At 61.0% G+C, this 12376-nt stretch carries 11 protein-coding genes and 1 pseudogene; 4 read left to right on the plus strand and 8 right to left on the minus strand.

The features are described 5' to 3' along the window. Positions 1–155: 155 nt before the first annotated feature. Together P3T17_RS37155 and P3T17_RS37160 are read right to left on the minus strand one after the other, a co-directional pair. Positions 156–1079 carry an NADP-dependent oxidoreductase gene (locus P3T17_RS37155; RefSeq protein WP_429411925.1) on the minus strand — a complete coding sequence of 308 codons (924 nt, stop codon included), beginning with the start codon at positions 1077–1079 and terminating at the stop codon, positions 156–158. Next, positions 1076–2143, minus strand: coding sequence for an alkene reductase (locus P3T17_RS37160; protein WP_429411928.1), 1068 nt, complete (start codon positions 2141–2143; stop codon positions 1076–1078). The genes P3T17_RS37155 and P3T17_RS37160 overlap by 4 nt, the downstream gene beginning before the upstream one ends. Before the next feature lie 106 nt (positions 2144–2249). Between P3T17_RS37160 and P3T17_RS37165 the strand changes: the two genes are divergently transcribed. Beyond that, a complete protein-coding gene (locus P3T17_RS37165; protein WP_074266403.1) occupies positions 2250–3149 on the plus strand; it encodes a LysR family transcriptional regulator in 900 nt (299 codons plus the stop codon). A gap of 16 nt (positions 3150–3165) precedes the next feature. Here the strand turns inward: P3T17_RS37165 and P3T17_RS37170 are convergent, their stop codons facing one another. From P3T17_RS37170 to P3T17_RS37195, 6 genes are read right to left on the minus strand one after another with little or no spacing between them, the layout of a single operon-like run. Further along, positions 3166–4659, minus strand: a complete 1494-nt coding sequence (locus P3T17_RS37170) for a M81 family metallopeptidase (protein WP_429411931.1) — start codon at positions 4657–4659, stop codon at positions 3166–3168. Between the two features lie 41 nt (positions 4660–4700). Continuing rightward, entirely contained in the window at positions 4701–5402 is a 702-nt protein-coding gene (locus P3T17_RS37175) for an ABC transporter ATP-binding protein (RefSeq protein WP_429411933.1), read from the minus strand. Next, on the minus strand, positions 5399–6166 hold the full coding sequence (locus tag P3T17_RS37180; RefSeq protein WP_429411935.1) for an ABC transporter ATP-binding protein: 768 nt from the start codon (positions 6164–6166) through the stop codon (positions 5399–5401). Before P3T17_RS37180 ends, P3T17_RS37175 begins: the two co-directional genes overlap by 4 nt. Then, positions 6163–7215, minus strand: coding sequence for a branched-chain amino acid ABC transporter permease (locus P3T17_RS37185; RefSeq protein WP_429411937.1), 1053 nt, complete (start codon positions 7213–7215; stop codon positions 6163–6165). Before P3T17_RS37185 ends, P3T17_RS37180 begins: the two co-directional genes overlap by 4 nt. After that, positions 7212–8072 (minus strand): branched-chain amino acid ABC transporter permease, encoded by an 861-nt coding sequence (locus P3T17_RS37190; RefSeq protein WP_074266398.1) that lies wholly within the window; start codon positions 8070–8072, stop codon positions 7212–7214. Before P3T17_RS37190 ends, P3T17_RS37185 begins: the two co-directional genes overlap by 4 nt. Before the next feature lie 52 nt (positions 8073–8124). Further along, positions 8125–9333: an ABC transporter substrate-binding protein gene (locus P3T17_RS37195; RefSeq protein ID WP_429411939.1), complete on the minus strand. Its 1209-nt coding sequence runs from the start codon at positions 9331–9333 to the stop codon at positions 8125–8127. Positions 9334–9597: 264 nt separating this feature from the next. Here P3T17_RS37195 and P3T17_RS37200 point away from each other — a divergent pair, with 264 nt between their 5' ends. The 3 genes and pseudogenes from P3T17_RS37200 to P3T17_RS37210 form a co-directional block, all read left to right on the plus strand. After that, positions 9598–10449, plus strand: coding sequence for a FadR/GntR family transcriptional regulator (locus P3T17_RS37200; protein WP_429411941.1), 852 nt, complete (start codon positions 9598–9600; stop codon positions 10447–10449). Positions 10450–10564: 115 nt separating this feature from the next. Next, complete coding sequence (locus P3T17_RS37205; RefSeq protein ID WP_429411943.1) at positions 10565–11011, plus strand: hypothetical protein; 447 nt, start codon at positions 10565–10567, stop codon at positions 11009–11011. Positions 11012–12076: 1065 nt separating this feature from the next. Next, positions 12077–12262, plus strand: a pseudogene (locus P3T17_RS37210) (hypothetical protein); the annotation flags it as partial. Between the last annotated feature and the right edge of the window lie 114 nt (positions 12263–12376).

Below are 12376 nucleotides of genomic sequence, written 5' to 3' on the forward strand. Positions count from 1 at the left end.
AGCATAGGCGTATAAATGCTGCGACGCAACATTAAATTTTTACGACACGTTTCGAGCGTTGCGAACCGGTGCACAAAAAGTCCACACACTTACTTCGGATAACGAATTGAAGCTGATGTATGGACATCGTGCGGCCGGGCTCCCGACAGCTTCAACTACTGGAACTTGACGACAGTTTTGCCGCGGCCATGCCCCGTTTTGTTGCGCTCGATTGCATCAGCCGCTTGGGACAGATCGACGATCTCGGAGACTTCCGCCCTCAGATTACCTTGAGCGACTTCGCGCGCGATTTCCGCGAGCTTTGCGGCGTCAGTGCGCATCTGAAACCAGACGCCCCGTTTGCCTGTTGGCGTTTGCGTCGCAATCTCGGGCGCGGCCGTACTCACTATGCGACCCTGTTCCGCGACGATCGGCCAGGATCCGGTCAATGCGGGGCCGCCAACGAGATCGAGCACCAGATCCACGTTGCGTGCGACTTCCCAGAATGGTGTGGTCCGATAATCGATGACTTCATCCGCGCCCAGTTCCCGAAGATAAGCCGCGTGGATGCCTCGCGCAGTCGCAACAACACGCGCTCCGGCACGCCGGGCCAACTGCACCGCAAAACTGCCCACGCCGCCCGCTGCTCCGTGAATCAACACCGTCTGCCCGCGTTTCACTTCACCCGCTTCGAACAACGCCTGCCACGCTGTCAGCGCGGCAACCGGAATGGCGGCGGCGATGGTGTCGTCGAGGCTGTCGGGAATGGGCGCAAGCTTGTCGGCGGCGATTGCTACGTGATCGGCGTAGGCGCCTATGGCGCCCAACGCGCCCAGCACACGGTCGCCTACCGTAAAGCGCGTTACGCCTGCGCCAATCTCCGTCACTTCGCCGGCAAGCTCGATGCCGAGCGTCGCCGGAAGCGGGAGCGGAAAGACGCTTTGCAGCGAGCCGTCGCGGATCTTCCAGTCGAGACCGTTGACGCCGGCCGCGCGAACCCGCTCCACGACCTCACCGGCTGCCGCCGTCGGCAAGTCGATACGGTCGATAGAGACGGCGTCGGCGCCGCCATAAGCATGGATAAGAAGAGCTCGGTTCATTGTGCATTCTCCAGAACAGCATAGTCGATGTAGCCTTGCGGGCCGGCTGAGTAGAACGTGTCGCGGTCGGGCGTGTTGAGCGGCGCATCGGCGAGGAAGCGCTGCGGCAAGTCCGGGTTGGCGAGGTACAGGCCGCCGAATACAACTGCATCGGCACCTCCCTCGTCGATCAGCGTTTGAGCGCCTGTCTTGTTGAGGCCGCCGCCGTGCAGCAGCGCGCCGTCGAACAGCGGTCGCAGGAGGGTGCGGTAATCGAACGGGCTCTTCGTTTTGGCCACATGCAGATAGGCCAGATTGAGTTGCCCGATCCGCTGAACAAGGTACTGACAGGTTTCCTGCGGTGTCGCGTCGCTCACGCTGTTAAAACCCATCTCCGGCGCGATCTTGATGCCGACGCGATCGCCGCCGGCCTCTTCGACCATGGCCGTCAGCACGTCGAGCACGAAGCGCGCGCGGTTTTCCAGCGAGCCGCCGTATTGATCGGTCCGTTGATTGGTCCCCGAGGATAAAAACTGTTCCGGCAGATACCCGGAAGCAGCATGCAACTCGACGCCGTCGAAACCGGCTTCCAGTGCGTGACGGGTAGCGAGCCGATAGTCCTCGACGATGCCGGGGATTTCTTCAGTTTCCAGCGCGCGCGGCACTACGAAATCCTGCGGGCCGGTAGCGGTGAAGACCTTGCCTTCCGCCGCAATCGCTGAAGGCGCGACGGGCGTCGCGTGGTCCGGCAGCAGGCTCGGATGCGAGATGCGCCCGGTGTGCATCAATTGCAGGAAAATCAGGCCGCCTTTCGCGTGCACTGCTGCGGTAATGCGCTTCCACGCTTCGATCTGCGCGGCCGAGTGGATGCCCGGCGTACGCACATAACCTTTGCCCATCGGCGACGGAAAGGTGCCTTCCGTCACGATCAGGCCGGCATTGGCGCGCTGGGCGTAGTACTGCTCGGCGAGCGGGGAGGGCACGCCGGACACATCGTCGGCACGTGAGCGGGTCATCGGCGCCATGACGAAGCGGTTGCGCAGGGTGTGGCGGCCGATACGGATGCTTTGGTAGAGGGAGTTCATGTCGTTTCCTTGGTGTTGGTGAAGGAGTAAGGACAGAATGAACTGATCCATTGGAGAGATAAAGGCATAAAATTGAATACAGTGATCCATCAGTGGAGCAATCGGCATGGAATTGTTGAGCTACATGCGCCTGTTTGTCGAAGTGGCGCGGACCCGGAGTTTTCGTCGCGCGGCGGAGGCGCTGGATATGCCGAATTCGACGGTCTCGCGGCATATTGCGGAGCTGGAGAAGACGATTGGTTTGCGCCTGCTGCACCGGTCCACCCGGAAAGTGGAATTGACCGAGGCGGGCGAGGTCTATTTCAGGCGCTGTCAGAGCATCGTCGAGGAAGCGCGCATTGCGCATGAATCGCTGCTGGACATGGCTGAACGCCCGACCGGCACACTGCGGGTCTCGATGCCCGCGGATCTGGCCACCGGCCATCTGGCGCCGATCCTTGCCGATTTCGCCAAGGCGTACCCACTGATCGCTTTCGAATTCGATTTGACGCCGCGCCGGATCGATCTGCAGACGGAGCCGTTCGATCTCGCGATTCGCATCGGACCGCCGCCCACGGCCCCATCGATGCTGGTAGCGCGGCAGATCGCGTTGCTGCCGCGCTATCTGTACGCTGCGCCAGGCTATCTGAAAACCGCGCCGCCGCTTGGTCACCCCGATGATCTTCGCCATCACGTGTTGTGCGTGACGCAGGGGGTGCCAAGACAGGGTGAGATGTCGAGAACGTTTTATCGCGGTGACGAAAAGGTTGAAGTCGTCACTGCAACCCGCTTCGCGATGAACAGTGTCGGTCTGAGCCGCGAACTGGCGATTCAGGGTGTTGGAATTGCGGCGATGGACCACGAACTCGCGCGCGACGACCTGGCGCTGGGGCGGCTCATACGCGTGCTTCCCGAGTGGCGTCTTTCACCCGTGCAGGTGCATGCCATCACGGAGACGCGATTGTTGCCGGCGCGGGTGAGGTTGTTTATCGAGTTTTTGAAGGCGCGGTTGTCGAGTCTCGGATGATTGCTTTAGCCGGCGCTCACGAAGCAATGCTTTGCCACCTCGCATCTGCATCCAGGGGATAGACCGGCCGCTTCACGCGCTCGAAATCGAACAGGCCGTAGTCCGAACTCGTTACGCCGCGGCTGTCGCATTCCACGAGTGCTGCTGCTATCGGTACGAATACCGGCCGGCAATACATCCGCGATTTGAGCAGCAGAAAACGTGCGCGCCGTGGATCGATACCGACGCTTTCGAACACGCCCAGATCCCAGGGCTCATGCGTGCGCTCGGTCAGGACGAGCGTTGCAGCGCCGATGTCGAGTACGGCGGCACGTCCCATGTAAGCGCGCTGTCCGGTGTAAGTAGGACCGCTAATGGTGTACTCGCCATCGGTGAGTGCACGTACCACGCCGGTCAACGTAAGGGGAGCCTGCGGCTTAACAGCTTCGCTGGCGAGTTTATTGCCTACTGGTAGCGTTACAGTGGCTCCCACTCCGGCCTTATGTAGTGCCGCTACCGCTTCCGGATCGCAAAGCGGTCCGCTCACGACACCGTCGAGTCCCTGTTTGAGCACCTCTGCGAGCAAATCCATCGTGTCGCAGGTGCCGCCTGACATGCAGTTATCGCCGTGATCGAGCAAGAGCACGGGCTTGTCCGCGCCTTTGGCGAGGGCGGCCGCCTGAGCGACCGAGTCTGCGAGCGGAGCGCTGCGATAGAAGAAGTCCTCCCTGTCATCCCAGATCTGTTGTGCGATGCGTTGTGCGACCCGATCCGCGGCGGCATGATCGCCATCGCCCACCACCACGACACTAATACAGGGCGCCGCGATATCCGCCAGCGAAAAACCCGATAGCACCGATACCGCCAGCATCCCGCCCGCCTCGGCTGCGCGCGCGGCATCGACCGCACGCTTCATCGCGCCTTCGGCCGTCGCGCTGCGCAGCGTATGCGTAAGCAGCGGCGGCTGGCGCCACGCGATCACCGGCCGCGCCCGCTGATGAATCAGATCGAACAGCAAACGCGCCGCGTGCGCGCCGGTCTCGTACATGTCGACATGCGGATAAGTCTTGAAGCTGACGATGACGTCAGCGTTGTCGATCATCTTTTGCGTGACGTTGCCGTGCAGATCGAGCGCTACGCCGATGGGCGCATCCGGCAATGCCGCGCGTACGCGGGCGAGCAGATCGCCTTCGCCATCGGCCGAGTTCTCCGCGACCATCGCGCCGTGCAGATCCAGCAACACAGCGTCGCACCCTTGCGCGGCCTCGACGATCGCATTGCAGATCGCATCGTAGGCAGCAGCCGCAACCGGGCCACTTGGGTTGGCCGAAGCCGAAACCGGTGTCACGTACTGTGCGTGCTCACGCTCGGCTGCATCGATAAACGCAGACATCGCGGTCTGCATGCCTTTGTTTTCGCGCAGTGCGTCTTCGTCCCAGCTCGGGCCGCTGCGCCCGAATGCTTCGAGCGGTGTCGCGACGGGAGAGAACGTATTGGTTTCGTGATTCATCCTGGCAATGAGGAGTTTCATGCGCTTGCCTTTGCGATTTCTTGCGATAAATGACGCTGCAGTTAAACGACGCCCACGCCGAGATAGCGGTCCTTGACCGACTCGTCGGCGATAAACGCGGCGTTGTCGCCTTCGTACACGATCACGCCCTGCTCGATGATGTAATGTCGGTCAGCGAGTTGCGAACATACCTCGAGGTTCTGTTCCACCAGCAGGATCGCGACACCCGCTTGCTTGATCAGCTTTAACTGCGCAACGATTTCTTCGACGATCACCGGCGCGAGTCCCTCCACCGGCTCGTCGAGCATCAACAGACGAGGATGGTTCAGCAACGCGCGACCGATGGCGAGCATCTGCTGCTCACCGCCGGACAATTGAGCGCCGCCATTCGCGCGCCGTTCTTTGAGGCGCGGAAAAATACGGTAGATATCGTCAAGCTGCCACGGCGAATCTTTGCGGGCACCGAGCCGCAGATTTTCTTCAACCGAAAGCAGCCGGAAGATACCGCGATGCTCGGGCACAAAGCACACGCCGCGCGAAGCGATCTTATGCGGTGCGAGCTTGTGGATCGGTTCGCCTTTGAAGGTCACCGCGCCACGCTGCGGCGTCACGACGCCGGCGATACTCTTGAGCGTCGTCGACTTGCCGGCGCCATTGCGGCCCAGCAGCGTAACGGTCTCACCTTCGCCGACACGTAGCGTAACCCCTTGCAGGATGTGACTTTTGCCGTAGAAGCCATGAATCTGCTGGACGTCGAGGATCATGCGCGACCTCCGGTGATCATGTTGCCCAGGTACGCGCTCCTGACGCGTTCGTCGCCGCGAATTTCATCGGGGCGGCCTTCTACCAGAACGCGGCCCTGTTGCATCACGGTGATGGTGTCGGAGATGTCCATCACGATGCCCATGTTGTGCTCGATCAGCACCACGGTGTATTCGTCGCGCAGGCTGCGGATCAGTTGCTTCATATCGGCGAGATCGTCGATACCCATACCCGAGGTCGGCTCGTCGAGAAAGATCGCCTTGGGTCGCGCGGCGAGCGCCATGCCGACTTCGAGACGCCGCTGCTGACCGTGCGACAGGGCACCCGCAGCGGTGTCCGCAAAACGCTGCAAGGCAAGCCGTTCCAGCACGCTGTCCACGACATCGGTTTGCGCCAGCGGGCCGCGTGGCGGCTTCCATGCATTCAGCGCGTGTCTGGCTTCGACACCTTGCGCTGCGAGGCGTAGGTTCTCGCGCACACTCAGATTGGCGAACAGACTCGTCACCTGAAACGAGCGAGCGACGCCACGGCGCACGCGTTTGTGGTCGGGTTCATGCGTCACATCGTGGCCGTCGAACATAATCTTGCCGGCGGTAATCGGCAAGGTGCCGGTGAGAACGTGAAACAGTGTCGTCTTGCCCGCACCGTTGGGTCCAATCACCGAATGCACCGTGCGCGGCAGAATGCGCAGATCGACTTCAGAGAGCGCGGTAAATTTCCCGTAGCGCTTCACGATGCCGCTAGCCTGCAGGATGGCTTCGCTCATGCGTGCTCCTCGCCTGCGTCCGCAGCGGGTGTGTCGCGCCGCACAGCTTGCCAGATACGTTCGCCGAGACCCCACAGTCCGCGTTGCATGAACAGACTCACGGCGATCAACAGCAGGCCGAGCAGCAGCAACCAGCGCGGCCATAACGTAGAGAGCCAGTCGGCGAACAGCACATAAAAGGCCGCACCGAGCACCGACGCAAACAGATTGCCGGTGCCCCCGATTACCGTCATCACGAGGATCATCTCGCTCGTGTGGTAGTCGATATTCGACAACGGTGCGATGCCGGTCATCAGCGCATGCAACGCGCCGGCAAGACCCGTAACCGCACCGGAGATCATAAACGCCATCAGTTTGAAGCGCTTGACGTCGTAACCGACCGCGGCGGCGCGCGCTTCGTTGTCACGGATCGCCAGCAGGGTGCGTCCGAAGACCGAATGCGACACACGCATGAGCAGCCAGAACGCGAGGAGGAACAGCACCGCAACGAAACCGTAGTACTGCCACGGTGTCGTGAGCGGGACGAGCGTCTTGCCGAACAGGGAGAGTGCAGGGCGGGGGATACTCAGCAGGCCATCGTCTCCGCCGGTCAGATTGGGCGTCGTGTAGGCCAGAAAGTAGAACATCTGCCCAAACGCGAGCGTTAGCATGACGAAGTAGGTGCCGCGCTGGCGAATCGAGAACCAGCCGACCAGAGCAGATGCTGCTGCGCCGACGATGATCGACGCGAGCAATGCGAGCGTGACAGGCGTGCCGTCGAACTTCGTCAGTATGATGCCCGTGGTATAGCTGCCCAGCCCGAAGAAGATTCCCTGTCCAAACGAAAGCAAGCCGGTAAAACCCAGCAACAGGTTGCAGCCGAGTGCGGCGAGCGCATACACCAGCACCTCAGTAGCGAGCGAGCCTGAACGCAAGGTCAGCGGCAACACGCAGACCACAAGTAGCGCCAGCAGAATGAAGCGATAGTGGTGCAACGCCTGTCTGAATCTGCGCCTGGAGCCGGCTGCCGACGCGTCCTCAGTGGCGAGCGTCTTCGACGTGTCGATCATGTCGCTCTCCCGAGCAGTCCGTTCGGGCGCAACAGCAGCACGGCAGCCATTGCAACGTAGATCATGAGGCTTGCGCCTTCGGGCCACAGCGTACTCATCACGCTCTGCACGATGCCGACCAGCAGACCTCCCACCAGCGCACCCAGAAAATTGCCCAGGCCGCCCACGACCACCACCACGAATGCGACGCTCAATGCCTCGATGCCCATGAACGGATCGACACCGCGGATCGGCGCGGCGAGCACGCCCGCTAGCGCAGCCGTAGCGGCACCGAGTGCAAACACGAGGCTAAACACCCGCAACACGTTGATGCCAAGCAGCGAGACCATCTCCGTCGATTCACTACCCGCCCGCACCGCGCTGCCGAGGCGCGTACCTTCGAGCAGCCACCACAGCAAGCCAGCCAGCACGGCGGTAAACCCGATCACGAACAGCCGGTACTTCGGATACACGAAGCTGCCCCAGATCACCACACCGTTCAGTGAATCCGGTACGGGCACGTTATTGCCGAGCGGCCCCCAGATCAGGATCACGCACTCCTGCAACACCAGCGCGAGACCCACGGTCACCAGAATATGAAACTCGTGCTGCTGTTCATAGACGTGTCGCAGGACCAGCTTCTCCACCACCCACGCCAGCGCGCCGACGACGATCGGCACGACAACGAGCGCGGTCCAGAAACTCATCGACCACTGCAGCGCCTGATAGCAGAAGTACGCGCCGAGCAGATAGAACGCCCCATGTGCAAAGTTGACGAAGCGCAGCAGGCCGAAGACGATCGACAAGCCCACCGCCAGCAGGAAATACAACATTCCCACGCCGATGCCGTTGACGATCTGCAGAAGATAAACGTTCATGACGTCCGTCGCTGAAGGTTGCGGTGGGCGCGGCCGCCCGACGCGAGGACTATCAGGCCAGCTTGCAACCGGTTTTGTCGAGCGGCAGGAACGACTGGCCGGAACTGACGATATCGGCGAAGTCGTCCGCGTTCTTCATCTTGTTCTTTGCCTTGCCCTTGAGCAAATAGTAATTCTTGATGACCTGATGGTCGCCTTTGCGTACTTCCTCCGGCCCCGTCAAGCCTGCGTACTTCATGCCCTCGAGCGCGGCGACCACCTTCTTCGGATCAGCCGAGCCCGCCTTGACGATGCCGTCGAGCAGGATCTTCGTGCAGATGTACGAACCCGCCAGGCTGTAGTTCGGATTCTCCGTGAACGCTGCATTCGAGCGTGCGACGAGATCATGATTAAGCGGCGAGTCGATGCCGTGCCAGTACTGCGCGCCGAAGTAGACACCGTCGCACAGGTCGGCGCCGAGCGCCTGGAACTGCTCGAGCCCGGAGGCCCATGCAATCAGGATCGTGCAGTTGTTCTTCATGCCAAAGCTGATGGCCTGACGCAGCGTATCCGACGATTGCGAGCCGAAGTTGAGGATGAGCAGCACGTCGGGTTTGGCGGCGACGGCGTTGGTCAAATAGCCGCTGAATTCCTTCTCGGTGAGCGAGTGGTAGCTGTTGCCCACGTGCTCGATACCCTTCTCCTGAAACACCGCTTTCGCCGCGGACAGCAAACCGTCGCCGAACACGTATTGCGGTGTGATGGTGTACCAGCGCTTGGCCTTGGGCAGCATCTGGATGAGCGGGCGCACGGTCTGATCGATGGCGCCGAAGGTCGGCACCGACCAGCGGAAGGTCGCGCTATTGCAGTCCTTACCGGTGATTTCATCGGCGCCGGCGGTGGTGATGAATACGCCGCCGTCCTTCTCGACTTCGCTGGCCATGGCCAATGCTTCGGAGGACAGAATACCGCCCGCGAAATAGCGCACGTTCTTTTGTTGAGCGATTTCTTGCACGCGGCGCACAGCGGTGGCCGGCTTGCCTTCCGTGTCGAGCACTGTGTATGAGAGCGGTTCGCCGAGCACCTTGCCGTACTGTTCGATAGCGAGCTTCATGCCGAGATCCGCGTATTTGCCATTGGCGGCAAAGGCGCCCGACATCGGCACGGGGCAGGCGAACTGGAGCGGCGCGCCCTGGGCAAACGCGCTGCGCGTAACCAGCGAGCCGAGCGTTCCGGGGACGGCCGACAGAGCGGCCAGCTTCAACATATTTCGGCGATTCAAAATGACGCTCCTTGGTGGAAAGAGACACGCATGCAACCGACTGCGAAACCGGGCTGGCCGCCGCGCGGTCTTTTTTGACCGCGCTGACTGGATCTATTTATCATGATAAATAGAATGAACCCGATGCTAGGTACAATAAATTCGGGTGTCAATAAGGCAAAATTCCCGTCCCGCAGCGGGCCGGCTACCCGCCGGCGGCGACTACGGGTTTGCCCGTAGCAGGGGTGGGCAGGCGCCGACAGGCGCACATGAGGAGCATCGAAGATGGTCATGGATCGAGCTAAGGGTGGCGTCGCGATTGAAATCAAGCAGCAGAAGCGCCCCGATCTGGTCGCCGAAGAGATCAAGCGGCTCATCACCGAGAAAGACCTGAAACCGGGCGACCGTCTGCCGCGCGAGGTCGAATTGCAGGCGCTGTTTTCGGTGAGCAAGAGCACGATTCGCGAGGCACTCAAATCGCTGGAGGTGCAGGGACTCATCAAGGTGACGACCGGGCCGAACGGCGGCGGCATGGTGGTGGAAGTGCCGCTGGATCGCACGCTGCAGTTGCTGCAGAACTATCTGTTCTTCAAGGACGTCACCATCGACGATATCTATACGGTGCGGCAGTTGCTCGAACCGGAACTCGCAGCGGGTGCGGTGCCGCATCTGACCGAGCAGGATTTCGCCGCGCTCGATGCGAGCATCGCATGCTGCGATAAACCGGCCGCGGCACATGGTGTGAGCGATATCCTGAAGCAGCGTCAGGAGGACGTGAATTTCCACGACATCCTTGCGGCGGCGAATCCGAATCCGTTCTTGCGATTTAGCTGCGAGTTGATCAACGAGATGATCCGGCAACTAATCGAGTTTCGTAACGATACGCCGCAGTCCGAACATGAACGCTTCGGTGAGGCTAACGTGAAGATTCACAAGGCCATCACGAAAGCGGCGCGCGCTCGCGATGTCGAGAAGGTGCGCGAACTGATGGTGATTCACATGACCGAGGCGCCGCGCTACGTCAAACGGATGAAGGGTAAGTTGCGCGGAAGGCTGATTCTCGATTCGGAGATCCGTAAGAGGCTGCGTACGCGAAGCGCGGCGTCGGCGGAGGATCTGGAGGGGACGGGGGATTGACGATGCTCGTCCGGCGAGTGGCGGGCGGCATGAAACGTGCTGGCGGAGAAAGGCGGAAGTGTGTGCGCAGATGGCAGCACACAACCTGAAAGATCCTCTATAAGGAATCACGCTAATGAAGCACTTCAACCGCCCCATTTTGCGCCTCACGTTGGGCGCAGCAGCGCTTGCTGTGTTGTTGCCCGCGGTCGCGTTGGCCGACGATGCTCCCTCTCCCTGCGCGGCGTTGAAACGCATCGTCGCCGCTGCGCCGGATGGGTTTACCGGGCTTAGTCAGGCAGAGGTGAACGGTGTCGCGCAACCCTACGGCGACGATGCGCAATGCACCGCGAGTCACGACAGCTATCAGTGTCTGTGGACGCCGCATCATGATGCGGGTTCGAGTGCAGACGCGCTTCAGTCGGTGGCTGCGGATATTGCTTCGTGCTTGCCCGATGCGACCCACGATCAGAATTCGCCGGCGCGACAGCATTTCTATTTGGGAGCGCGCGGCAAGCGCACGCAGATTACTGCGACGACGGCTGGGGCTTCGAAGCTTAGGCTGGTGGTGACGGGGAAGTAAGGGGCGCCTATTCAGTCGCGTACCAGGCGGAGGCGGCGTCACCGACGTCATACATCACATGCGGCATCTGGTGCTTGGGGCGCGGTACGTCACGTCGGTATGTACGGTTCACTCGTTCTAGGCGCGGCGGGTTTTGCTAGATGGCAAGCGCGCGGTGTGACGGCGGGGATCGACTTGCGTTGACACTGGCTGCCAAGCTAACCGATGAAGTCACCGCGCAGTCCGTGCAACTTGGTCTGGAGTACGTGCCGCCGCTGCCGTTTCAGGCGGCACTCCGGAGACAGCATCCGCCGCCGTGCCAGAACGGACGATAGCGCGCAACGCGCAGAATCATTCATCACGTCGCCCGGTCGCAGAAAATGTGCGGCCGACTATCGGCGCGTGGGGCCGCGATAGTTGGTGGCTCGCTGCGAAGGCCGCTGCTAGCGCTGGCGGCGCGCCCGAAGCAGCGCGCGGTTAACCCGCTACATCAATGGCTTGGCTCGCTTGCTCTTAGATTATCCACAGGCTTATGAACGAAGTCTGTGGATAAGTCTACCCCGCGACGCACAAGGTCTACAAACATCTATTCCGTTTGAATTCAACGACGTAGTTGTTGGCAAACGGCCTTCGGTTCTCCGTATCGTCGTGACGGCCCGCTCCTGAAGCTCACCGCCGCCGACCATGGCCGCGTCGTGAACGGCGGCAGCGGCCTGTCTGGCCGGGGGCATGCCGGGGTGAAAGGCATCAGCGTCCACTTCCGTTATCGTTACCGCTTCAGAAAAATCATAGAGTGTGATTTTTCGTAGTCCCTATCATCGGAGACGAGAAAAGTGACTTGATGAACCGGATTGCAGAGTGGTTTTTTAGGATGAAAAACCACTTTACTATATCGGGCGTGGTTCGTCATTCGCCACACATTTCTCCGGGAGGGTGCCTTTCCGACGCTCTGTTTTTGTTGAACAGCAACGCGTTCGAATTTCAAAACCCTTTGAAACTCGCATCGGCACTTTCCGGACGTGTCCGATCGCCGGGTGCGGCGCCTCGCACAGCGCGGACCAACAATCAGAAAGCAGGGACTTGTGTATGGCGGAATTCGATCGGGTTGCAAACCTGCTCACAGGACGGCAGGCGTATTTCCTCGATTTGGCTGGCACGGACAGCGCGGCGGCGCTCTCGGTCGTCTCGTTCGAAGCGACCGAAAAGATGGGCGAACCCACCGAGGTGCGCGTTGTTCCGACCCATCCGTTGCAGCTTGCGCAGGCTGACTATTGGTGCGCTCGCCAATGGGGGCTTTCACTTCTACGAGGGGCAAAGCGGTACGAATGCTGGCGCGGTTGATCGCGCGCGACACCGCACCGACTATGACGAACTGCTTGATACGGA

This window comes from Paraburkholderia sp. GAS82, from assembly GCF_050436285.1.
GTDB lineage: Bacteria > Pseudomonadota > Gammaproteobacteria > Burkholderiales > Burkholderiaceae > Paraburkholderia > Paraburkholderia phenazinium_B.

Coding starts and splice junctions, on each gene's coding strand:
- P3T17_RS37200 (WP_429411941.1), top strand. CDS start 9,598: ATGGTCATGGATCGAGCTAAGGGTGGCGTCGCGATTGAAATCAAGCAG.
- P3T17_RS37165 (WP_074266403.1), top strand. CDS start 2,250: ATGGAATTGTTGAGCTACATGCGCCTGTTTGTCGAAGTGGCGCGGACC.
- P3T17_RS37160 (WP_429411928.1), bottom strand. CDS start 2,143: ATGAACTCCCTCTACCAAAGCATCCGTATCGGCCGCCACACCCTGCGC.
- P3T17_RS37155 (WP_429411925.1), bottom strand. CDS start 1,079: ATGAACCGAGCTCTTCTTATCCATGCTTATGGCGGCGCCGACGCCGTC.
- P3T17_RS37180 (WP_429411935.1), bottom strand. CDS start 6,166: ATGAGCGAAGCCATCCTGCAGGCTAGCGGCATCGTGAAGCGCTACGGG.
- P3T17_RS37175 (WP_429411933.1), bottom strand. CDS start 5,402: ATGATCCTCGACGTCCAGCAGATTCATGGCTTCTACGGCAAAAGTCAC.
- P3T17_RS37205 (WP_429411943.1), top strand. CDS start 10,565: ATGAAGCACTTCAACCGCCCCATTTTGCGCCTCACGTTGGGCGCAGCA.
- P3T17_RS37170 (WP_429411931.1), bottom strand. CDS start 4,659: ATGAAACTCCTCATTGCCAGGATGAATCACGAAACCAATACGTTCTCT.
- P3T17_RS37190 (WP_074266398.1), bottom strand. CDS start 8,072: ATGAACGTTTATCTTCTGCAGATCGTCAACGGCATCGGCGTGGGAATG.
- P3T17_RS37185 (WP_429411937.1), bottom strand. CDS start 7,215: ATGATCGACACGTCGAAGACGCTCGCCACTGAGGACGCGTCGGCAGCC.